Source organism: Dictyoglomus sp. DH (genome assembly GCF_055181375.1).
In genome coordinates, this window is record NZ_CM143706.1 from 217,944 (window position 1) to 241,054 (window position 23,111).

Consider the following 23,111-nt stretch of genomic DNA (forward strand, 5'->3'; position numbering starts at 1 on the left):
TAAAAAGGTTAAATCTTATAAAAATTATCAAAAGAATAACCCAAAATATTTACCAGTATTTCTTAAGAAAATAAAAAAACTCTTTGAAAAAAACAAAAATAAAAAACCAAATATAAGCCCTAAAAAGGCTCCTCTCGTTTGGGTAATAAAAAGTCCTAAGAAACAAAACAATAAATAAACAAGATTTTTTCAATTTAAAACCATCTTTTATTAAAATTCCCAATCCAGCCATAATGCCAAATTCAAGAATAAGGAAAGCCCTTGTTCACCTACACCTAAAACTAGTCCCCTACTAAAATTCCCACCTACAACCCCAAAATTATCAATGTGGATAGAAATTTTAAATGCATAAGATAAAGTTAAGATTAAACCCAAAAAAACTGCCCTTAAAAATAGAATCTATAACTTTTTGGGGATATAATATTCTATATTTACCTAACGTATAAAACCAAAGAAATATAATAGGTATAAAGGAGACCAATAAGGCTTCTAATTTTCTCCCCGAGATTAAAGAGCTAACAAATCCTGATAGAATAAATCCTAAAATAAGAACCTTATCCAATTTATCAGAAAAGATATTTCTCAATGCTTCTTTGACCTTTAAACCTATGGATAAATAGATAGCATATGGTAATTGAAAAATATAACTGAAGGTAGATAAGATTAACCCCAAAATCTCAAGATTAACATTATTTAGTTTATTACTAAATTTTTTTCTCCATAACATATCTTTATACATCAACCTATTAATTTTTTCAAGAATTTTAATTAAAAGGCATTTCTTTACTATATAACATACTAAAGATCAAACATTGACATACTTTTGATAATAATTACAAAAATTTTAAAATTCTATTAACTATTAGAAAGGGTGGTATGTGATATTATTTCATATAATAAATTACGTATGAAGGAATTTTGGTAAATAAATCTTAGAAGGAGGGAAAAAATGACAAACAGCTTTCCTAAAACTAAAGAAGAAGTTTTAAAGTATATCAAAGACAATGACATTTATTTTGTGGAGATTTGGTTTGCAGATGTATTGGGATATCTTAAAAGTTTCACTATAACAGCCCACGAACTTGAGAAAGCCTTTGAAGAAGGATTGGGATTTGATGGCTCATCTGTTAGAGGATTTACAAGAATTGATGAGAGTGATATGATTGCTTTTCCAGAACCAGAAACTTTTACAATTCTTCCCTGGAGACAAAAAGAGATAAAAGTAGCAAGAATGTTTGCCACAATAGTAGAACCAAATGGAAAACTCTTTGACGGAGATCCAAGAAATGTACTTAAAAAGATGCTAAAGAAAGCAAAAGATATGGGATTTACTTACTATGTTGGTCCTGAATTAGAATTTTTCTATTTCAAATCTCCAAACCCACCCCTTGAGGTATTAGATTGGGGAGGTTATTTTGATTTAATACCAAGGGATGAAGCTATAGACTTAAGAAATCAAACCGTTAAAATACTTGAAGAAATGGGTATTACAGTTGAATATAATCATCATGAAGTAGCTCCCTCTCAACATGAAATTGATTTTAGATATTCCGATGCTCTCACAATGGCAGATACAGTTATGACCGCAAGATTAGCAATAAAGGAAGTAGCCTATCTAAATGGAGTATACGCAACATTTATGCCCAAACCTCTTTTTGGACAAAATGGCTCAGGTATGCATGTTCACATGAGCTTATTTAAAGATGGAAAAAATGCCTTTTTTGAGCATAACGATCCATACCATTTATCCCCAATTGCCAAACATTTTATTGCTGGTCTTTTAAAACATGCAAAAGAAATTACATTAATCACCAACCAATGGGTGAATTCTTATAAAAGGTTAGTACCTGGTTATGAAGCACCAGTTTATATATCTTGGGCTATGAGAAATAGGTCTGATCTTATTAGAGTACCCATGTATAAACCTGGAAAGGAAGAAGCTACAAGAATTGAATATAGAGCTCCTGATCCAGCTTGTAATCCTTATCTCGCCTTTGCTGTAATGTTAGCCGCAGGACTTGAAGGAATAGAAAAGAAATATCCTCTTCCAGATCCTGTAGAAGAAAATGTTTATCATATGACAGAAGAGGAAAGAAGAAAAAGAGGAATAGAGAGTCTTCCTGGAAGCCTGATTGAAGCCATAGAAATAACTGAAAAAAGTGAGCTAGTAAGAAAAACATTGGGGGATCATGTATTTACAAACTTTATAGAGAATAAGAAGATTGAATGGGATAATTACAGAAGACAAGTGACTACCTACGAGTTAGAAACCTATCTACCAATACTATAAAAAGGGAGGGAGAATTCTCCCTCCTTTTAATATGCGTATAATCATGCTTCATGAAGCACTCCTTCCTTTACTATAGAGTAGGCTATAACCATATACCCTCCTAAATAGATTATCCTATTTATTTTAAAAAGTTCATAGGAACTAAGTATATATGAAAATATCAAATTAGCAACCGAAAGAAGAGCAATACTTAAAGTTAAAAGGTAATAATTTTTAGCGATCTCTCCACCCCAGAAATTAGTAGTAATAGTTAGAAAGAGAATCATAAAAACAACAAGTAGCATATAGTCTCCTATTAAAAACAATATATTAATAATTTTATCTTCGAGAAGCATTGTGCTATTAAGTAGAGTAGGTAATATACCTACCTGCAAAATCAAGATAAAGAGGAGAATCGCATTAATTACAAGAAGAAAATTCTCGTTAAAGCTCAATCTTACCCTTAAAGAACTGCTTAGGAATATAATAAAAAGTAAAAGGGCAACAAAATTTAGTATAAATGACAAAAGCTTTAACATTTGAGCATTTTCAAATTTAAAAATTATATCGAGAAAATCACTTAAAAGATAGATAAAAAAACCTAAAAGGATAAAAAGCCAACCAAACCACAATTTCTGTTTCCTATCAATCTTAAAGAAGAATAATAAAGCCACAACAAAAGCTAAAAATTCCACAAAAAGATAAACCATATTATAAATATTTTCAGGAATATTAATGTTAAATAAGGGAATAGTCGAAAAGAGAATAACAAGAAGAAGCCCTATAAAGAACAAAATCTCTACCAGTCTCACTTTGTCTTTCATATCACCCTCCTACCCTCTCAAGATTTTCAGGATTCAAATATGAAAATACTTGAGACATCTCTGGACTACTTTTTATACTTTCATAAAACTCTCTATAAACATCTATGTATTTTTGATCTGACATTTTCTTTCCCCAAAGTTTTGAAACCTCTGAATTTATTTTTTTTATCAATATTACAAAATTGCTAACTAATTCATACCAGCTCACATTGGGGTTATTACTTAGTAAGAATTCACCATTGTTTATATTTAAAATATCTTTCCACAATCCCTCATTTTCATTATATATCCTCTCTATAATTTTCCTTATCTTTTCAGGATAAATTCCAATTCCCGTATAGGCTCTGACCAAATAATTCAGAAAAGAAGTAAGAATTTCAGCTATAAATTCTGTATTTCTCTCGATCTCACCAAATCTTAAAGAGGGAAGTTTTAAATTTTTAAAATCTTTTAGAGAGACAATGTGAAGCATCAAAAATCCTGATTTACTATTTAAATAATTTATGAGATTTATCTTATCCTCATCTTGACGCATCTTACCATCTTTCTCTGAATAATATCCTAAATATCTCCCATCATAAAAGAGAAAGTGAAGTTTTTCAGTATTAAAATCTAAAAAGATATGCCCTATCTGCTCCCTTTCCATAAGTTTTTCTATCATACCCATAGAATCAAATATCTTAGCATCACCACTTAAAACAGGATTAATAAATAATCTAATAAGTAAACTTTTTATAATTTCATCTTCAAGAACATATAAAGATATTGAGGAAACCCTCATCATAGCATCAGTAACAAAAGTCTCAATAGCTTCATCATCTTGAACCAAAATTGTACTATCAGTATAGGTAAATGCCTTTCGAGGATCACCATCTGTAATAAGTATTTGAGTAGTAATATCTCCAACTTTTCCCTCTAATACCCCATTAAAATTTTCCATATGAATCCACGCTACAAGTTCTTTTACATTAATTAGTGCTGAAGGCGTATCCTCGTATATAGGCTTTCCTTTTGGAAATTTCATTTCTATGCCCCCTTAAATTAAGAATTTTAGTGTTTATTTAATCTTTAATATATTTTACCACAGAATAAGATGTGTAATATAATATTTAACCATGAAAATTACAGATCTTTTTTTTATATTCTTAAAAATTGGATGGTTAACCTTAGGCGGTGGATATGTAATGATCCCCCTATTCTTAGAGGAGATTGTTAAGAGAAGAAATTATATGGATGAAGAAGAATTTATAAAAACCCTTACCCTAGCTCAACTTTTTCCAGGTCCTATAGCCTTTAATCTTGCTGTTTCTGTAGGATATAAATTAGGAAAAATAAAAGGAGCTATCATATCTGCGTTAGCTGTAGTTATACCCTCCTTTGTATCTATTCTTGTCATAGCTATCTTCTTTTTAAATTTTCAAAAATTAAAAATAGTACAAGGATTCTTTTATGGTTTAAGACCTGCCATTGCCTCTGCTATGGTTCTTGCAGTATTTGAAATTTTCAAAAAAAGAAAGTGGAATACTCTACGCTTTCTTTCTTTTCTTTTTCTATCATTAATTTTGATTGTATTTAAAATCAATCCTATTTATATAATCATTCCATCTCTTATAGTAATAATCTTATGGGTATACTTCAAGAATTAGCAAAAGTCTTTTTTAAAATAGGTCTTTTTGGTTTTGGGGGTGGATATGCTATCATTGCCCTAATAAGGCATTTAGTTGTAGAAGAGACAAAATGGCTTACTAACCTTCAATTCATAGATGTGGTTGCTATATCTCAAGTAACGCCAGGTCCTCTTGCCCTAAATGCAGCAACTTTTATAGGTTATAAAATGGGGGGAATATTGGGTAGCTTAGTGGCAACTTTTAGCTCTGTGTTAGCACCCTTTATCTTAGTGTATCTGGCATCTTATTTTGTCCATAATATTGGAAAAGAAAAAGTAGATCTATATCTTTCTCTCCTCTCACCTCTCACCTTTGCCCTTATTATGTCTGGGACTTATAGTATATTAAAAGACTCTATATCTGATCCTTTTAGCATACTTCTATTTTTTATCTCATTATTTTTAGGGTATAAGGCAAAATGGAGTTTAACAAGAATCTTGCTTGTTTCTGGAATTATAGGTGAAATCTTATATTTATTCTTTAAATAGATTTATTGTATAGTACGTAAAAATATGGTAGAATTTAATCAAAATATAGCTTATTTTTTAATAATTATGAAAAAATTGGAGGGCATATAAGATGACAACCAACCTTTTAGAAGATTTTTTAAAATCTCTTTCAATCATTGTATATCCTTCCTCTTTAAGAAGAATTAATGAAAGTTTTTATATTTTTGTAGCAAAAACAAACAAGGAAAAAAGGGTTGGTTTTTTGACAGATTCTAATTCTTTCTACCTACAAGATCCTTATTTTCCTGAGAATAAAAAGATAGAAGAACTTAACCTTTATGTAAATCTATATCCATTGAATTTTGACAATTACAAAAAAATTAATAATTTTATAAAAATATCTCCTTCCATATGTAAAAGAAAAACTTCCTTTGGTACTGGAGATAGATTAGGATTAGTAACCTCAGCTCAAATTTCTGCCCTAAAAGAATATAATCTTTTCCCTATAGTTGCCCAACAATCTCCGAGAGAACTTATCAAAACCCATAGAGATTTTAAAGATGTACTGCTTAAAAGTGTATTAGGAATTTTGGAAGCAAATTATCAAGGAGAATATGGTGTAGATGCAGATCACATAAAAGATGAAAAATATCTTTTAGAAGCAATAGACGCTGGATACACTATGTATACCTTAGATATAAGTGATCTGATACAAAAAATATCCTCCCTTTCTCAAAAAGAATTAAAAGAAAAATTTGAAAAAATATCGTGTATCTCAAAAAGGATAATTGAAAAATATGCTAGTAGAAAAGTAAAGATCTCTGAAGATCACTACTTTGAACTTTCTTATGATGAACTTTGCAAATCTGCTATTATTTACGAAAATGCTATGCCCTTTATAGAAATGGTATATGATATCCTAAGAAGTAAACTAACTGAATTTGATATAGAGATTTCCATTGATGAAGGAGAAAGGGATACCACTCCAGAAGATCATGTATTTGTGGTTGAATACCTACATCAAAAGGGAATTGACTTTAAGAGTCTTGCTCCTAAATTTCCAGGAGAATTTCAAAAAGGAATTGATTATCAAGGCAATATAAAAGAGTTTGAAGAATCTCTTATAAAACATTATACATTAGCTAAAAACTTGGAAGGATATAGATTAAGTCTACATTCAGGAAGCGATAAATTCAGTATTTATAAGATCTTTTATAAAATTACTCAGGAAAATTTCCATATCAAGACATCAGGTACCAGTTGGCTTGAGGCAGTTAAAGTAATAGCCAAATTTAAGCCAGATTTATTCTTAGAGCTATATAACATTGCTCTTGAAAGTTTAGAAGAAAGCAAAAAAGCCTATAAAGTAAATATTAAGAAGGAAGATTTTCCAAAGGAAATAAAAGAAGATCTATTAGCTTTTCTTTCCAAAAAAGAAGTAAGACAACTTTTCCATATATCATATGGAACTCTCTTGGAGGAGAAGAGGGAAGAGATATATTCCATATTAGATAAATATGAGGAAGATCATTATAAATTTGTATATGAAAATATAAAAAGACATCTTCAGGAACTTTTTGAGGAGGGAAAAAATGTATAAAATAGCCATCGTTAATTCAAGTAGTTTTGGTAAATATTTTCCTGAACATATAGAAAGACTCAAAAAGATAGGTAACATAGAAAGATTCACCCTTCCTGGCGATATGCATGGTAAGGAATTGGCAGAAAAACTTATGGGATTTAATATTATTATAGCAAGTGTGACCCCATTTTATGATAGAGAATTCTTTGAATATAAAGATGAAACCCTGCTTATAACGCGCCATGGTATAGGTTATAACAACATTGATATAAAAACTGCTACAGAGAAGGGAGTAATCGTAACTAAAGTACCAGGAGTAGTAGAAAGAGAAGCTGTAGCAGAAACAGCTATTGCCTTATTAATGGCGGTAATGAGGAAAATAAGAGAAGCATCTCTAAAAGCAAGAGAAGGTAAATGGGAAGAAAGGGCCAACTTTATAGGTTGGGAAATTAAAGATAAGACTGTAGGAATTATAGGATATGGAAATATTGGAAGTAGGGTAGGAGAAATCCTTAAAAATGGTTTTAATGCAAAAGTAATAGCTTATGACCCCAATATCCCAGATGAAAAATTAAAACAAATTGGGATAGAGCCAGTATCCCTTGAAGAATTATTAAGTAGATCAGATATTATCTCTCTTAATGCCTCTTTAAATGAAAAAAGTAGGTATATGATATCAGAGAAAGAATTTAATATGATGAAAAATGGAGTAATTATAGTAAATACAGCAAGAGGAGAATTAATGGATGAAGAAGCATTGATTAAAGCTATAAAATCAGGAAAAGTTGCAGGAGTAGGCCTGGATGTAATGAAGGACGAACCACCAGATCCTCAAAATCCTCTCTTACATATGGATAATGTAGTAGTAACACCCCATATTGCTGCATATACATATGAGTGCTTAAAAGGTATGGGAGACAAAGTAGTTTTAGATGTAGAAAAAATAGTCAATAAAGAAATTCCCGATGAAATCATAAATAAAGATGTATTGGAGAAATTGCCATGGAGAAAGATTTAGTTTTAGCAGTAGATTTAGGAACTACAAATATAAAAAGTGGAATTATTGATAAGGAAGGTAGGATTTTAGCCCTTATACAAAAAGAATTACCTTTAGAAAAGGATGCTTTAGGAAAGGCAGAGCATAATCCAGAGACCATATTTAATACATTTGTAGAAGTTGTGAGAGAAATAGTAAAAGGTTTTGAAGAAAGAATTAGTATCTTAATGACCTCTTCCTATATGTTTGGTCTTCTACCACTTAATAAAAACAAAAAGCCTCTTACAGGAATAATAACTCTCCTTGATACCCGATCCAGAGAAATCTTTGATGAACTTTTAAAAGAGGTAGATTTTAAGGAGATATATAAAAGGACTGGTTGTCCCCCTCTTCTTTATTATCCTTTTGTAAGAATATATTGGTTAAAAAAGAAATATAGGGAAATTTTTGATTCTGCTAAATATTATTTAGGTTCTAAATCATTTCTCATATATAAACTCTTAGGAGAAGCCTATACAGAACCAAGTATAGATTCCTCAACTCAGCTTCTAAATATTCATACCCTAAACTGGGATCCTTATGTCTTAGATTTTTTAGGTATAAAAGAGGAAAACCTTCCCACTGTAGTACCAGGAGATAAAATATTAGGTAAACTCCCCAAAGAGACCTTAGATTTTCTTGGTCTAAAAGGAGATGTACTTTTAGGAGTAGGACTTTATGATGGTGGTGCTGTAGGTACAGGTATAGGCGCATTAGCTGGAGATGGAATAGGAATAATAAATATTGGTACTACCGCCATGTTTAGAGTACCATATCCTAAGGCTATCTTTGATAACCCAGAAAAAATGAGAATACAAGTACCTTATTTCTTTGATAATAAGTGGTTTCCAGGTGGAGGAATAAACAATGCAGGAATTATTCTAAAATGGTTTAGAGACAATATGTTTAATATGAGTTATGAGGAGCAAACTAATATGACAAAAGATGTTGATTCTGATGACCTCTTCTTCCTTCCTTATCTTACAGGAGAAAGAAATCCAGACATAGGAAGCATAGCCTCAGGTGTTTTATTTGGACTTCGTCCCCATCACAATAAAGCCCATGTAATAAAGGCAGGTATGGAAGGAGTATCCTATATTATAAGGATGCTATACGAAACCTTAAAAGAATTAGGAATAGAGATAAAAGAAGTAAGGGCTGGTGGGGGTGGAGCAAGATCAGATACCTGGATGCAGACTCTTTCAAACATAATGGGTATGGATGTAGCTGTAGTTGATACTGCTGAACCTGCTCTTTTAGGTTCAGCTATCTTAGGTTTCACAATAATAGGAGAATATCCTTCATATAGATCAGCTACTGAAAAAATGGTAAGAATCAAAAAGATTTATAAACCAGAGGAAGAAAAGGTTGAATATTATAAGAAAAGATTTGACTTTTTTGTATATCTTACAAAAAATTTAAAAGAAGCTTTTTCAATCCATACTCAATTAAAAAAGGGAGGTTCTTAAAATGAAAAGTTTTGTGGGGCTTATAGGGCTTGCTGTAATGGGACAAAACCTTGCTTTAAACATAGCAAGAAAAGGATATACTGTGGCTGTTTATAACAGAACACTTGATAAAACAGAGGAATTTATAAAAAACAGAGTAAAAGATGAAAAAATTTCTCCATATTATGACATAAAAAGTTTTGTAGAAGGAATAGAAAAACCAAGGAAAATAATTCTTATGGTAAAGGCAGGAAAACCAGTAGACGATGTTATAAATGAACTTCTTCCTTATTTAGAACCAGGAGATCTTATTATAGATGGAGGTAACTCTCATTATAAAGATTCTTCAAGAAGACTCCAAGAATTAAGAGGAAAAAATATTCTATTTTTAGGTATGGGGGTTTCAGGAGGAGAGTATGGAGCTTTATATGGTCCCTCTTTAATGCCTGGTGGGACAAAAGAAGCCTATAGTTTAGTAGAGGAAATGCTTCTCAAAATAGCAGCAAAAACTGAAGATGGTCCATGCTGTACATATGTAGGACATGATTCAGCAGGTCATTTTGTAAAAATGGTCCATAATGGAATTGAATATGCAATTATGCAGATCATTTCTGAAGTTTACGATATTATGAGAAAAGGATTAAAGATGACATCAGAAGAAATAGGTGTCCTTTTTGAGGAATGGAATAAAGGAGAACTTAACTCATTTCTTATGGAAATCTCCTATAAGATTATGAGATACAAAGATCCAGAAACAGGAAGACCTTTGGTTGAGCTTATACTGGACAAAGCTGAGCAAAAAGGTACTGGAAAATGGACAGCTCAAACTGCTTTAGATTTAGGTATACCAACCCCCACCTTAAATCTTGCTGTAGAAGGAAGAATCATCTCTCATTTTAAAGAAGTTAGAGTAAAACTATCTCAAATAGCCTATAAAGAGATGGAGAATATAGATTTAAATAAAACAGAGGTTATAAAAGATTTAGAAAAAACCTTACTTTTTGGAATATTTATATCCTTTTCTCAAGGTCTTTGGCTAATTGACGAAGCTTCAAAAACCTTTGGATACGAAATAGATCTCTCTGAGGTGCTTAGAATATGGAAGGGGGGCTGTATAATTAGAGCAAAAATCTTAAATTTCTTAAGGGAAATAATAAAAGAAAATCCTGCTAATGCTAATCTATTACTATCTCCTTTGGCCATAGATTTTATAAAAGATAAAATTTCCTCAGTAAAAAGAATATCTCAAATTGGAAGATCTCTATCTATTCCTCTCCTTGCTCTAAATTCTACTCTTGACTACTATTATGCTTTATCTTCTGAGAATCTTCCTGCCAACCTTATTCAAGCTCAAAGAGATTTCTTCGGAGCCCATACCTATGAACGAACAGATAAAGAAGGCATCTTCCATACTGAATGGGAAAAATTAGAGTAGGAGGTGAATAAAATGGGTTATGTGGAAGAGCTTTTCAATATAAAAGATAAAGTAGCCTTTTTCACAGGGGGTGGAGGTATATTAGCCTCTGCCATATCTGAGGGTTTAGGAAAAGCAGGAGCTAAAATTGTACTTACAGATATCAATGAACAAGCTCTTATGAATCAGGTTGAGAAATTAAGAAGTATGGGAATTACTGCAGAAGGATACGAAATGAATGCCTTAGATAAAAGGAATGTGGAGGAAGTAGCCGAAAAAGTAAAAAGCATCTTTGGAAGAGTAGATATTCTTCTTAATGCTGCAGGAGGAAATATACCAGAAGCAGTTACATCTGATAAGGTAACTTTTTGGGATCTTCCAGTAGAATCAATACAAAAAGTTGTAAACATAAACCTATTTGCAGGAGCTATAATTCCAAGTCAAGTCTTTGGCAAGATGATGTTAGAAAATCCAGATGGTGGAGTAATTATAAACTTTGCTTCCATGTCCTCTTTTAGACCTCTTACAAGGGTAGTAGGATATTCAGCTGCAAAAGCAGCAGTTGCAAACTTTACTCAGTGGCTTGCAGTATATGTAGCAAAAGAATTTTCTCCTAAGATCAGAGTTAATGCTATAGCCCCAGGCTTCCTTATTACAAATCAAAACAGATATTTACTTCTAAATGAAGATGGATCTTTAACTCCCCGTGGAAAAGCAGTAATAGATCATACACCAATGGGAAGATTTGGAGAGCCTGAAGAACTAATTGGCACAATTATTTGGCTTGCTTCTCCAGCCAGTTCTTTTGTAACAGGTGCAATAATCCCAATTGATGGTGGATTTAATGCTTTTTCAGGCGTATAAAAAAGAGAGGAGCAAAGGCGCTCCTCTCTTTATATTAAATATATAGGGTTTGTAAAGGCAAGAAGTCTATTTCCCTGCCAAAATTCTAAATACACGTAACCTTTATCCTCAAATCTTATTTGAAAAGCTCCTTTCTTTGTTTTAGGTATCTTAATAAATTCTTCTCCGTTGTATATAATCTTCACATCAGCTTCCTCTTCACAAGAGTATTTCAAAATTATATCATCATCCATTCTTAAAGTCTCACCTATATTTTTATCATTCATATAGAATTCTACTTTAGGTCCAGAAGTAACATATACTTTACCTTCCCTTACACTCCTTATAACATTTTCAAGGGTAAGACTATCTACATAAACATAACTTACAGGAGTATCATCTCTTATATCTTCTATTTTATGCATATCAGAACTTCCAATAGCCGTAACTTTATATCCCTCTTTTAAAACCCTTCTCCATTCTTTTATTCCCTCGGTTATTTCAAATTTTCTAAGACTAAAGGCACCTGTCCATACCTCCATGGCATCCACGTAATCATAATCTATAGATATTTCACATCTACAACCAGGACATATAGGATAAGATAAGGTAAAAGGATGGGCAATACAGAAGATTCCCTCTTGATAATGTACCTTCTCAGCTAATCTCCTTATCCCCACATCAGGATTTACAAGATCCCAAGAGATATAATCATAGATCCCAAGTCCTAAAAAGTGTCCCCAAAAAGTGGTAAACTCTATGCCTCCAAATATAGGGTACCCTTCATCTTCTATAGTGTGATATCCTGAAATTTTATTATGATCAGTTAAGAAAATAAAATCCAAACCCCTTTTAATGCTAAATTTAATAAGCTCTTCTATAGAAAGATCTCCATCACTATGGTTAGAATGAAGATGAAAATCACCTTTTACCCAACCCTCTTTACTTTCCCATTCACGCAAAACAGAAGTATAAGGAAGAATAGGATCAGCTATTTTTGTAGTGTTCTCCCTATTCAAAAAGACCACTATATTTAATATACATCTTTTTAAAATCTGCTTTACTTCTAATATTAATTTCCACTCTCCTGGGGGAATCTCACCTGTAACACAACCAAGGGTACTTTCCTCTACTCCTATCTTAATCGGAATACCTTTCGTAAATCTATTATCACCAGTACCTCTAAATTTCCCCTCTGAATCAATAATCCTCAAATTAACTATGTTCTTTAAAGGAGAAAACTCTCTCCATATTTTTTCTAAAATCTGATTATTCTTTACATCTAATGGTTCAAATCCTTGTGATACATATTTCTTAAGAGCATCAATAATAGGCCTTTTAGATTCCTCATAGGATATACTTTCTGGTTCTAAAATTCCTTTTATTACAATCTCTCTTATTCCATCAGGGATTTCTATATCTATAGGGATAAGCTTCTTAGAGTCTTCAGGATAAAGCTCTATATTAAAATGAAATTCATTACTCATACCCTCATATATCCCCCTTTATGAATGGTATTATACCTTAAATACTTTTATGTTAAAATACTTTATATTGAGAGATGGGAGGTAATTAATGAGTAATAAAGAGATGAGTTATTTTAAAATTTTTCTTCTTGGTTTTGGATTCCTATCCATTTCTCTCCTATGGGCTATTTATAACTCTGACATTCCCATCATACTTCAGAAAACCTATAAGCTTTCAAGCTTTGTTGTAGGATGGATAATGAATCTTGATAATATTCTTGCTGTCTTACTTATACCATTAATAGGGGCATTATCCGATAGAACCGTTACTAAAATTGGTAAAAGGATGCCATATATTATAAGCTCTCTTCCATTAGGAGCTATATTATTTGCCCTAATTCCTTGGATTCCTCTTGTATGGGGAATAAATACCGCTTCCTTGCTTCTGACCATTCTTGTAATTTTCTTAATGAATATTGCACAAGGAATAGGAAGAGGTCCTGTAATATCTTTAATGCCTGATCTGGTACCTCCTGAGGAAAGATCTCCTGCCAATGGGATTATAAATTTTATGGGGGGATTAGGAGCTCTTATTGCCTACTTTTTTGTTGGGAGAATATCCGCTGAAAATCGCTCCTTAGGTTTCCTTATCGTTGGAATTATACAGATTATAGCTGTTTTAATCTTACTTATCTTTGTAAAAGAACATAAAGATTCCATAGTTTTAAAATCTTCAGAAAAGGTCTCCTGGAATGAATCCTTTAAAAACCTTCTAAATATAGGGGATAAAAATCTTATATTTTTACTAATAGCTATTTTATTCTGGTTTATAAGTTTTAATGCAATAGAAACCTTCTATTCTGTGTATATGGCATTAGAATCTGGTTTTGACCCATCTGTAGGAGAAACCCTTGCCAAAACAAATTTGGGAATTTTATCCTTATCCTTTATGATATTTTCCATTCCATCAGGTTTCATTGGCAAAAAGATTGGTAGAAAAAAGGCTATTCTTTTGGGGATATTGGGCATGATTGTAACCTTAATGGGACTGATTATTTTGAAAAACATGAATATAATAAGATATCTCTTTATAATTGGAGGAATATCTTGGGCATTAATAAATATAAACTCTCTACCTATGGTTTTAGATTTTGCTTCTTTACAACTTCAGGGTACCTATACCGGTTTTTATTATTTTTCTTCCCAACTTGCTAGTATTATTTCTCCCCCATTAGCTGGCTTTTTAGCCGATATATTTAAAACGCGATTTATCATATTTCCTTTTTCTGCCTTTTTTGCCATACTTGCCCTAATCTCGATTTTAGAAGTAAAGGAGAAAAAAGCAGATGTTAATTTTAGGACATAGGGGCTGTGCATATTATCCAGAAAATACTATGAGGGCTTTTGAAGAAGCATTAAAAATAGCAGACGGTATAGAACTTGATGTACAAAAAACAGAAGATGGAATTCTTGTAATCTCTCATGACGAAAATCTTAAAAGACTTACAGGAATAGATCTAAACATAAGAAGAACAAGCTTTGAAAACATAAAAAGGATAAATATTCAAGGAGAAAAGATACCAACCCTATCAGAGGTATTAGATTTTGTTAAAAGTAAAAACAAATTTGTAGATATAGAAGTAAAAAACCCTGAGGATTTTATAGATACATACAAAATGGTTAAGAATTTTTCCTTAGAAAATTATGTGATATCTTCTTTTTGGCACAAGGGACTTTACGCTTTAAAGCTTCAGGAAAATGTAAAAATAGGACTTCTTTATGTGCATGAACCAAGATCTGAAGAATTAGAAAAGTATTTCCAAATTGCAGATTTTTTAAAACCAAATTACAACTATGTTACAGATGATTACAGGAATTACTTTAAGGTTACCATACCTTGGACTGTAAATGATGAAGAAAAAGCAAAATATTTTAAAGAACGAGATACCTTCGCTATCATAACAGATTTTCCTGACAGAATTTTAGAAGGTATTAAAGGAGGGAAAGAAATGGTATTTAACAGTCCATATTTATCCTATTTTCTTCAAATGATTGATAAGGATACTGTTAAAAAAGGAAACAAACTAATAAGTTTTGAAGCAGTTAACTATATTATTCCCCTACATATAGAGGAACTAAGTATAGAAGGTGGAAATATAAAGATAAATAAAGAAATACCTTTTGTATGGAATATAGGAGAAAGGGTCAATTTTGAGATAGAAGCAATAGAAGAAAATCCAAAGATAAAGATTCGGGTAAGAGAAGTAGGTGAAGTAATATTTACCTTGAAAGATATAAGAAATTTCTTAGTATAGATTATTTATCTACTCTCCCCTTTAATAGGTACCATATATAGAGATCCAACTCTCCTGAGACTTTATTGAGTAAAAAGGAGAGCTCTTTAAATTTCATTTCTATTTCTTCGTACCTTTTTTCTGTCCAAGCTTTTGGAATCTCCCTGATTATTCCTTCATTAAAAAGAAATCTCAAAATGTGTTTGTCAAGAATTGCCACATCCAATTTGCCAATATTTCTTAAAAAATGACTTGCTTCCTTCCAACCTATTCCTTTTGCCTCTTTTACCAAAATCCTTCTTGCTTCTTTCTCAGGTAGATTAAAAAGATCTCTTAAGCTTCCAATAAGCTTACGATTTTCCACAATATACCGAGCTCTCATTAAAGGATATCTATGGCCTACTTCTTTTAACTTCTCTGCTAACTCATTTTCTGAAAGTCTTGCAAAGTTTAATTTTCCTATATAATTTTGGGCCTTTATACCTCCTTGAGCAGACCAATTGGCAGTAAGTACACAAAAGGAAAGCTCTGAAAAAAGATCAAGTTCAGTTCCATATTTTCCTAAATTTTCAAATTCCTTTATTCTTTTCTCAACAAGAGGATAAGCCTCTTCTTCTATACTTTTTATCTTTTCTACTGCTGATCTATACTTCCACATCTATAAATTCCTTAAAACTTATCTCATCAAGATCTATATTACAAGTAAAGGCGAAAAATATTCCTCCTCTTTCCTTTAAAAGTTTAGCTGATAGAAAGAAATCCATATCAAGATCTTTATTTGGTTTTACTAACTTAGCATCTTCCCTTTGTACCACAAACACTACCCATTTTTCAAAAATCCAATCCGCCATATATTCCAAATGCCTTGCTCCTCTCACAGTTGGTGCATCTGGGAATAATCCTATATGATCTTTTACTAATGTAACTGATTTTACCTCTACAAGTATTTTATTATTTATTAGAAAATCATATCTTTTACCATGATATGTAAACTCTCTTCTTAATTCCTTGACCTTTACAGGAAATCTATATAGATTTTCTTCAAATATACGATTGGCTAAGGATGCATTTAAAGAAACAAGATTTTCATTCTCTACCCCAAGAACAGCCTCAAAAGATGTTTTTCTTTTTTCTCCTTCTTTCTTAGATATATAAACCACAGATGAAGGATAAATTATATTTTCAAGTCTCCCAGGATTGGGAAGATATGAAAGTACTTCTTTTCCATCATACTTTATAAATAACCTGAATCTCTTTTCTCTTCTTATAACTTCTGCTGATTCTAAAGGGGGAAGTCTCATATTAATGAATTATAACATAAAAGGGAGAAAGGAATATATTTCCTTTCTCCCAAAATAGAACAGGTTATTATTTATTATTTATATTTAATTCAAAAGATCTACTATCTTTTTGCCCTGATAGGTTAAAAGGTCCAATTTCTTGAGGGCCAATCTTTTCACATTATCAGGTAGAGGTACATATAAGAGTTCTTCAGCATATTTGTCTCCCTTTTCATATGCCCATCTAACAAATTTTATAAGAGCTTTTCCTTTTTCTAAATCTTTCTGTTCCTTAGGGATCAATAAGAAAGTATAACCTGCAATAGGATAACTATTTCTTCCAGGAGCATCTACTATATATACTGCAAAATCATCTGGTACCTTAAAGAAAGCTGCTGAACTCTTTATAGTCTCAAAAGTTGCATCTACCACATTACCAAATTTATTTCTTATTTTGGCATAAGGAAGATTATTTTGCTTTGCATAAGCAAGCTCTACATATCCAATAGCCCCTATAGTATTTTTAACAATTCCTGCCACTCCTTCGTTACCTTTTCCACCTATTCCTACAGGCCAGTTAACAGATGTACCCGCTCCTACTTTTTCCTTCCACTCCGAACTCACAGCAGAAAGAAAGTTGGTAAAAATAGCAGTTGTACCACTACCATCAGATCTTCTTGCTACAATAATAGGTATATTTGGAAGATTTAAATCTTTATTTACTGCTCTTATTTTGGGATCATCCCAGTTCTTTACTTTTCCAAGATAAATATCTGCTATGAGATCTCTTGTGAGTACTAAGTTATTTATATTAGGTAAATTATAGATCATTACAACAGCACCTATAACAGTAGGTATCATTATTAAACCATTTTCTTCCTGATCTTTTCCAGGAAGAGGTGCATCTGATGCCCCAAAATCTACTGTTCTTGCTTTTACTTGCTGAATACCTGCCCCACTTCCAACAGATTGATAATTTATCTTAATGCCTGTTTCCTTCTCAAACTCATAAAACCAGCGAGAATAAAGAGGATAGGGAAAAGTTGCTCCCGCACCGTTTATAAGAATACTTTGACCTAAGGATATAGAAGAAAGAAGAAGTAAAAACACTAAAATGAGAACCTTTCTCATGAATTTCCCTCCCTTTTAAGAATTAATATTCCTAAAAAGAAATCTAATTTTTTAACTATTATCACCTCCCTTTCCAATTATTTCCATTATAGATTCTATTTTTTATAATTTAAAGTCCATTTAATCTTCAGTTAAATTTGTATAAAAAAAGGTTAAGTAATTGTTAAAGATAATTTGTGCTATAATAAATAAAAATTTTTAGAAAGGAGCGTGCAAAATGCCAGAATTTGGTACACCATTTTCAGTATTAGGCTTAGAAAGAAAAATTACAAAGGAAGAACTTATCAGAGCTATAAGATTATTCATTGCTGCAGAGTATGAAGCTATCCAATTATACGAGGAAATTGCAGAGGCTACTGATGATCCACTTGCTAAAAAGGTCCTTTATAATATAGCCAATGAAGAAAAAGTTCATGCTGGTGAATTCTTAAGACTTTTGAAAGAATTACATAAAGAGGAAGAAGAATTCTACAAAAAAGGCGAAGAAGAAGTGGAAGAGATGATAAAAGAGGAAAAAGAGTAAAAAATGTTTCACGTGAAACACTTTTGAGGGGATAGAATGGGTAAGATCATATCTGTTGCTAACCAAAAGGGAGGAGTAGGTAAAACTACTACAGTTATAAATTTGGGATATGCATTAGGAGAAATGGGTAAAAAAGTACTTATTGTGGATGGAGATCCTCAGGGAAATGCTACTAGTGGAATCTCTCCATTAAAAAATAAAAAACCAAATCTTTATTCAGCCCTTATAGGAGAGGTACCTATAGAAAAAGTTATATATCCTTTAAGGGATGGAAAAAATCCTATAAGAGAAAAGCTATTTCTAATACCTTCTAACATAGATCTGGCAGGGGCAGAGGTTGAACTGGTTTCAATGTTATTTAGAGAATTAAAATTAAAAGATTTGTTGAAAAAAATCTCCGATAATTTTGATTTTATTATTATAGATTCACCCCCCTCTCTTGGCCTTCTTACTGTTAATGCATTAGTTGCTTCAGATTTTGTATTAATACCCCTTCAATGTGAGTATTATGCTTTAGAAGGAATATCCCAACTTTTGAAGACTATAAATATAATCAAGAAAAATTTAAATCAAGATTTAGACATATTAGGTGTAGTACTTACCATGTACTCAAGAACTACCCTTGCTCAGCAGGTAGTAGAAGAAGCCTATAATTATTTTAAAGACAAAGTGTTCAAGACCCTTATACCAAGGAATGTCCGTTTAAGTGAAGCACCAAGTTATTCCCTTTCCATATTTGAATACGCCCCCGATTCTACAGGGGCAGAAGCCTATAAAGAATTTGCCAAAGAGGTGGTAGAACGTGTCTCTTAAAAAGAAGGGTTTAGGAAGAGGATTAGAAGCGCTTCTTGGTGAAAATGAAAGGGAAGGAATAGAATTTGTTCCCATAGATAAAATTATTCCAAACCCAAAACAACCAAGAGAGACCCTTAACCCTGAGACATTACAAGAACTAATAGATTCGATAAAAAATGTGGGACTTTTACAACCTATTCTTGTAAGGCCAAAAAATGATTTATATGAAATCATAGCTGGTGAAAGAAGATACCATGCCGCAAAAGTAGCAGGTCTAAAAGAAATACCTGTAATCATAAAAGATATCGATGACCAAACAGCATGGGACATAGCACTTACAGAAAATCTTCAAAGAGAAGATCTAAATCCTATTGAAAAAGCAAAAGCATTTCAATACTATATAGAAACCTTTAATGTGACCCAAGAAGAATTAGCAGAGAGATTATCAATTAGTAGATCTGAAGTAGCAAACTTTCTTAGGCTTTTACAGCTTCCCCCAGAAATCCAAGAAGAGGTAAGAAGGGGAAATCTTACCTATGGCCATGCAAGAACACTTCTTGGAGTAGATGACCCCTACATTCAAAAACTCCTTGCACAAAAGGTTATAAAAGAAAAGCTTTCAGTAAGAGAAACAGAAGATTTGGTAAAAAAGAAAAAAGTAAAGGAAAATATAGATCTTCCCGAAATAAGATCACTAGAAGAAAAACTGCAAAGGCATTTAGGTACTAAGGTGAAAATACAACCTAAATCCTCCAACAAGGGTAAAATTACTATAGAGTACAAAAGTATGGAGGAGTTAGAAAATATCATTAAATTATTTCTGGATTAAATTATGAAAAAACTAAATGGAAAGATTCTTGAAAATTTAATACTTGATACATTAAAGGAGTTTGTAATTCTTTTGGATAAAAATTTAAAGATTCTTTTTGCCAATTCTTCGGCAGCAGAATCCCTACAACTTCAAAAAGAAGATATGATAAATAAATATTGTTATGAATTATGGCATCAAAGAAAAGAACCATGCATTAACTGTCCGGTAATAAAAGCAATGGAGAAAAAAGAACCCGATGAAGGAGAAGTGGTAACCCCCGATGGAAGATACTGGTATATAAAAGGGTATCCTGTAATAAATGAAGAAAATCAAGATATAGTAGGTGTTGTAGAGATAGTACAAGAAATAACAGAGAAAAAGAGAATGGAAAAAGAAATTCAATATTTAACATTCCATGATAAACTTACAGGTCTTTATAATAGATCCTTTTTTGAAGAAGAATTGAAAAGATTAGATACAAAAAGACAGCTTCCTATAAGTATCGTGATGGGAGATTTAAACGGTCTAAAATTAGTAAATGATGCCTTTGGACACGAAAAGGGAGATGAACTTTTAATAAGTATCGCGGAAGTTTTAAGAAAATCGTGTAGAAAAGAAGATATTATTGCTCGATGGGGTGGAGATGAATTCGTAATAATCTTTCCTAAGACACCAAAAGAAATAGCAGAGAAAATCTGCGATAGAATAAAGCAAAACTGTGAAAAACATAATAAAAACACTAATCAAACTCCTATACCATTAAGTATTGCTTTAGGATATGCCACAAAGGAAACAGAGAATGAAAAAATAGATGAAATAATAAAAATAGCCGAAGATAGAATGTATAGAAATAAATTAGTAGAAGGAAAAGGATTTAGAGATACAGTGCTTCAAACCTTAAAGGAATTACTTTGGTTAAATTCTTACGAAAGCAAGGTGCATGAGGAAAGAATAAAGGAACTTGTTATAAGAATGTCTGATATACTTTATCTTTCTGATATAGAGAGAGAAGATTTAATACTTCTTTCCTATTTTCATGATATAGGAGAAATTACTATACCCTCTGAAATTTTAAAAAAGAATACCTATCTTTCTAATGAAGAATTTAAAAAGATAAAAACCCATCCTGAGGTAGGATACAGAATAGCAGAGGCATCATATGAATTAACAAAAATTGCAGACTACATTCTTACCCATCATGAGTGGTGGAATGGTAAAGGATATCCAAGGGGATTAAAAAGAGAAGAAATTCCTCTTGTATCAAGAATCTTTTCAATAATTGATGCCTATGAAGCAATGACCTCAGGAAGACCATATAAGAAAGCAAAAACAAAAGAAGAAGCAATAGAAGAGCTTAAAAAATGTGCAGGGTCACAATTTGATCCTAATTTAGTTGAAGTATTTTTAACAATCATATAGACTATGGAACTTAAAGGGATAATTTGGGACTGGGACGGAACATTAGTAGATTCCTATGAAGCATGTATTGTAACCATTAAAAAGATCTTTTCTCTTTTTGGTATAGAGGTAAAAGAAGAAGAATATAAAAAAAGTTTTTCCCCTAATTGGTATGAAATATATGAAAATCATGGTTTACCAAAAGAATATTGGGAAAAAGTAGATGAGCTTTGGAAAAAATATTTTGACTATTCTCTAGTTAAGTGGAGAGAGAAAGCGGAAGAAGTACTCTATTTCTTAAAAGATTTTGGCCTTAAATTGGGGGTAGTCACTGCAAGTACAAGAAAAGATATTGAATCGGAAACTCCCTATTTACATCCTGAAAGATTTATAGACGAATGGATTCTTTGGGAAGATTCAGAAAAACCCAAACCAGATCCTATGCCTTTAAAGAAGATTTTACTAAAGATGAAATTATCTCCCTATGAGATTATATATATAGGAGATACCCCTCAAGACATTTTAATGGGAAAAAGACTAAAAGTAATAACTATTGGAGTTTATTCTTCCTTTGTATACCCAGAAAGATTAGAAGAGGCATCTCCTAATTTCATTTTTAAAGATTTAAATGACATTTTATATTTTTTTAAGGATTTACTTTGCTAACAGTCTCTCTAAATTCTCCTTAATACTCTTTATAAAAGTTTCAGTATCCACATATTTTTCGATAGGTGGTACTGCAAGAGGTTGAAGATCCTTTGTCATTATTCCACTTTCAATAGTCATAATTACTGCCTTTTCAAGCTTATCGGCAAATTCTATAACATCATTATCTCCATCTAATTCTCCTCTTTTTCTTATACCTCCGGTCCAAGCAAAAATAGAAGCAGTAGGATTAGTAGATGTCTTGTTACCCTTCAAATACTCGTAATAATGTCTCCTTACAGTTCCATGAGCAGCCTCATACTCATATTCTCCAGATGGAGATACTAAAACTGATGTCATTAATCCAAGACTTCCAAACCCTGCAGCAATCATATCAGACATTACGTCACCCTCATAGTTCATACAAGCCCACAAAATTCCACCTTCACTTTTTATTAACTGGGCTACTGCATCATCAATAAGAAAATATCTATAACTTATACCACTATCTTCAAATTCTTTCTTTCTTTTTTCTACCTCATCTCTAAATATTTCCTTAAAAAACCCATGATAAATTTTTGATATAGTATCTTTTGCTGAAAACCATAAATCGACTTTTTCGCTTAAAGCATAGTTTATACACGATTTCGCAAAACTTCTTATAGACTTCTCTGTATTATGCATAACCATAAATACTCCTTTACCATCAAAATTATAAACCGAGAAATTTTTGTTCTCAGAATTTTTTAAACTTACTTCCAAAGAAACATTACCTTCCACTTTGTATTCAAAGGCATTATAGATATCTCCATATGCATGTCTTCCAATAATAACAGGCTTTTTCCAGGTTTTAACAAAAGGAGGAATATTTTTTACAATAATAGGTTTCCTAAAAACAGTACCATCTAAATATGCTCTTATTGTAGCATTTGGACTTTTCCAAGCTCTTTTTAGATTATATTCTTTTACTCTTTCATCATCGGGAGTGATAGTGGCGCACTTTACCCCTACCTTATATTCTTTTATAGCCTTAGCAGATTCCAAAGTTACCATATCATCTGTCCTATCTCGATTTTCAATTCCTAAATCAAAATAGATTATAGGTATATCAAGATAAGGAAATATAAGCTCTTCTTTTATCCATTTCCACATAACTCTTGCCATTTCATCTCCATCAAGTTCTACAATTGGATTTTTTACTTTTATCACTTTATCATTCCTCCTTAAAAATAATAT

General features: G+C 31.8%; 23 protein-coding genes. 15 read left to right on the forward strand and 8 right to left on the reverse strand.

What is annotated here, in order from left to right; genetic code table 11:
• Positions 1 to 340: 340 nt before the first annotated feature.
• On the reverse strand, positions 341 to 739 hold the full coding sequence (locus ACY3JJ_RS01030; protein WP_463091959.1) for a hypothetical protein: 399 nt from the start codon (positions 737 to 739) through the stop codon (positions 341 to 343).
• Between the two features lie 210 nt (positions 740 to 949).
• Between ACY3JJ_RS01030 and ACY3JJ_RS01035 the strand changes: the two genes are divergently transcribed.
• Positions 950 to 2,290, forward strand: coding sequence for a glutamine synthetase family protein (locus tag ACY3JJ_RS01035; protein WP_463091960.1), 1,341 nt, complete (start codon positions 950 to 952; stop codon positions 2,288 to 2,290).
• A 41-nt stretch (positions 2,291 to 2,331) separates the two neighbouring features.
• Here ACY3JJ_RS01035 and ACY3JJ_RS01040 read toward each other — a convergent pair whose 3' ends face one another.
• Positions 2,332 to 3,093: a hypothetical protein gene (locus tag ACY3JJ_RS01040; protein ID WP_463082944.1), complete on the reverse strand. Its 762-nt coding sequence runs from the start codon at positions 3,091 to 3,093 to the stop codon at positions 2,332 to 2,334.
• 1 nt (position 3,094) lies between these two features.
• Entirely contained in the window at positions 3,095 to 4,117 is a 1,023-nt protein-coding gene (locus ACY3JJ_RS01045; protein ID WP_463091961.1) for a hypothetical protein, read from the reverse strand.
• A 91-nt stretch (positions 4,118 to 4,208) separates the two neighbouring features.
• Here ACY3JJ_RS01045 and ACY3JJ_RS01050 point away from each other — a divergent pair, with 91 nt between their 5' ends.
• The 7 genes from ACY3JJ_RS01050 (at position 4,209) to ACY3JJ_RS01080 (ending at position 11,553) form a co-directional block, all read left to right on the forward strand.
• The gene (locus tag ACY3JJ_RS01050) at positions 4,209 to 4,739 is read left to right on the forward strand and encodes a chromate transporter (RefSeq protein ID WP_463091962.1); all 531 of its coding nucleotides are present in this window, start codon (positions 4,209 to 4,211) and stop codon (positions 4,737 to 4,739) included.
• Positions 4,718 to 5,248 carry a chromate transporter gene (locus ACY3JJ_RS01055; protein WP_463082947.1) on the forward strand — a complete coding sequence of 177 codons (531 nt, stop codon included), beginning with the start codon at positions 4,718 to 4,720 and terminating at the stop codon, positions 5,246 to 5,248. The genes ACY3JJ_RS01050 and ACY3JJ_RS01055 overlap by 22 nt, the downstream gene beginning before the upstream one ends.
• Before the next feature lie 91 nt (positions 5,249 to 5,339).
• Positions 5,340 to 6,809 carry a tagaturonate epimerase family protein gene (locus ACY3JJ_RS01060; RefSeq protein ID WP_463091963.1) on the forward strand — a complete coding sequence of 490 codons (1,470 nt, stop codon included), beginning with the start codon at positions 5,340 to 5,342 and terminating at the stop codon, positions 6,807 to 6,809.
• Positions 6,802 to 7,809, forward strand: a complete 1,008-nt coding sequence (locus ACY3JJ_RS01065) for a D-isomer specific 2-hydroxyacid dehydrogenase family protein (protein ID WP_463091964.1) — start codon at positions 6,802 to 6,804, stop codon at positions 7,807 to 7,809. Before ACY3JJ_RS01060 ends, ACY3JJ_RS01065 begins: the two co-directional genes overlap by 8 nt.
• On the forward strand, positions 7,794 to 9,296 hold the full coding sequence (locus tag ACY3JJ_RS01070; RefSeq protein ID WP_463091965.1) for a gluconokinase: 1,503 nt from the start codon (positions 7,794 to 7,796) through the stop codon (positions 9,294 to 9,296). Before ACY3JJ_RS01065 ends, ACY3JJ_RS01070 begins: the two co-directional genes overlap by 16 nt.
• A 1-nt stretch (position 9,297) precedes the next feature.
• On the forward strand, positions 9,298 to 10,710 hold the full coding sequence (gndA, locus tag ACY3JJ_RS01075) for an NADP-dependent phosphogluconate dehydrogenase (RefSeq protein WP_463091966.1): 1,413 nt from the start codon (positions 9,298 to 9,300) through the stop codon (positions 10,708 to 10,710).
• A 12-nt stretch (positions 10,711 to 10,722) separates the two neighbouring features.
• The gene (locus ACY3JJ_RS01080) at positions 10,723 to 11,553 is read left to right on the forward strand and encodes an SDR family oxidoreductase (RefSeq protein ID WP_463091967.1); all 831 of its coding nucleotides are present in this window, start codon (positions 10,723 to 10,725) and stop codon (positions 11,551 to 11,553) included.
• Positions 11,554 to 11,582: 29 nt separating this feature from the next.
• Here the strand turns inward: ACY3JJ_RS01080 and ACY3JJ_RS01085 are convergent, their stop codons facing one another.
• Positions 11,583 to 13,019, reverse strand: a complete 1,437-nt coding sequence (locus tag ACY3JJ_RS01085; RefSeq protein ID WP_463091968.1) for a CehA/McbA family metallohydrolase — start codon at positions 13,017 to 13,019, stop codon at positions 11,583 to 11,585.
• Positions 13,020 to 13,107: 88 nt separating this feature from the next.
• Between ACY3JJ_RS01085 and ACY3JJ_RS01090 the strand changes: the two genes are divergently transcribed.
• Both ACY3JJ_RS01090 and ACY3JJ_RS01095 read left to right on the forward strand, forming a co-directional pair.
• Positions 13,108 to 14,364, forward strand: coding sequence for an SLC45 family MFS transporter (locus ACY3JJ_RS01090; RefSeq protein WP_463091969.1), 1,257 nt, complete (start codon positions 13,108 to 13,110; stop codon positions 14,362 to 14,364).
• Positions 14,345 to 15,313, forward strand: a complete 969-nt coding sequence (locus ACY3JJ_RS01095; protein ID WP_463091970.1) for a glycerophosphodiester phosphodiesterase — start codon at positions 14,345 to 14,347, stop codon at positions 15,311 to 15,313. Before ACY3JJ_RS01090 ends, ACY3JJ_RS01095 begins: the two co-directional genes overlap by 20 nt.
• A gap of 1 nt (position 15,314) precedes the next feature.
• On the opposite strand, the gene ACY3JJ_RS01100 is transcribed toward ACY3JJ_RS01095, so the two are convergent.
• The 3 genes from ACY3JJ_RS01100 to pstS form a co-directional block, all read right to left on the reverse strand.
• Positions 15,315 to 15,950 carry an N-glycosylase/DNA lyase gene (locus ACY3JJ_RS01100; protein WP_463091971.1) on the reverse strand — a complete coding sequence of 212 codons (636 nt, stop codon included), beginning with the start codon at positions 15,948 to 15,950 and terminating at the stop codon, positions 15,315 to 15,317.
• Complete coding sequence (gene sfsA, locus ACY3JJ_RS01105) at positions 15,937 to 16,593, reverse strand: DNA/RNA nuclease SfsA (RefSeq protein WP_463091972.1); 657 nt, start codon at positions 16,591 to 16,593, stop codon at positions 15,937 to 15,939. Before sfsA ends, ACY3JJ_RS01100 begins: the two co-directional genes overlap by 14 nt.
• 84 nt (positions 16,594 to 16,677) lie before the next feature.
• Positions 16,678 to 17,703: a phosphate ABC transporter substrate-binding protein PstS gene (gene pstS / locus ACY3JJ_RS01110; protein WP_463091973.1), complete on the reverse strand. Its 1,026-nt coding sequence runs from the start codon at positions 17,701 to 17,703 to the stop codon at positions 16,678 to 16,680.
• 217 nt (positions 17,704 to 17,920) lie between these two features.
• Here pstS and ACY3JJ_RS01115 point away from each other — a divergent pair, with 217 nt between their 5' ends.
• From ACY3JJ_RS01115 to ACY3JJ_RS01135, 5 genes are read left to right on the forward strand one after another with little or no spacing between them, the layout of a single operon-like run.
• Positions 17,921 to 18,226 (forward strand): ferritin family protein, encoded by a 306-nt coding sequence (locus tag ACY3JJ_RS01115; RefSeq protein WP_463091974.1) that lies wholly within the window; start codon positions 17,921 to 17,923, stop codon positions 18,224 to 18,226.
• A gap of 36 nt (positions 18,227 to 18,262) precedes the next feature.
• Positions 18,263 to 19,039, forward strand: a complete 777-nt coding sequence (locus ACY3JJ_RS01120) for a ParA family protein (RefSeq protein ID WP_463091975.1) — start codon at positions 18,263 to 18,265, stop codon at positions 19,037 to 19,039.
• Complete coding sequence (locus ACY3JJ_RS01125) at positions 19,029 to 19,850, forward strand: ParB/RepB/Spo0J family partition protein (RefSeq protein ID WP_463091976.1); 822 nt, start codon at positions 19,029 to 19,031, stop codon at positions 19,848 to 19,850. Before ACY3JJ_RS01120 ends, ACY3JJ_RS01125 begins: the two co-directional genes overlap by 11 nt.
• Positions 19,851 to 19,853: 3 nt before the next feature.
• On the forward strand, positions 19,854 to 21,251 hold the full coding sequence (locus tag ACY3JJ_RS01130) for a bifunctional diguanylate cyclase/phosphohydrolase (RefSeq protein WP_463091977.1): 1,398 nt from the start codon (positions 19,854 to 19,856) through the stop codon (positions 21,249 to 21,251).
• 3 nt (positions 21,252 to 21,254) lie between these two features.
• Entirely contained in the window at positions 21,255 to 21,896 is a 642-nt protein-coding gene (locus ACY3JJ_RS01135; RefSeq protein ID WP_463091978.1) for an HAD family hydrolase, read from the forward strand.
• Here ACY3JJ_RS01135 and ACY3JJ_RS01140 read toward each other — a convergent pair.
• Positions 21,885 to 23,039: an NADP-dependent isocitrate dehydrogenase gene (locus ACY3JJ_RS01140; RefSeq protein WP_463092611.1), complete on the reverse strand. Its 1,155-nt coding sequence runs from the start codon at positions 23,037 to 23,039 to the stop codon at positions 21,885 to 21,887. The two genes, ACY3JJ_RS01135 and ACY3JJ_RS01140, sit on opposite strands and share 12 nt — an antisense overlap.
• Positions 23,040 to 23,111 lie beyond the last annotated feature (72 nt).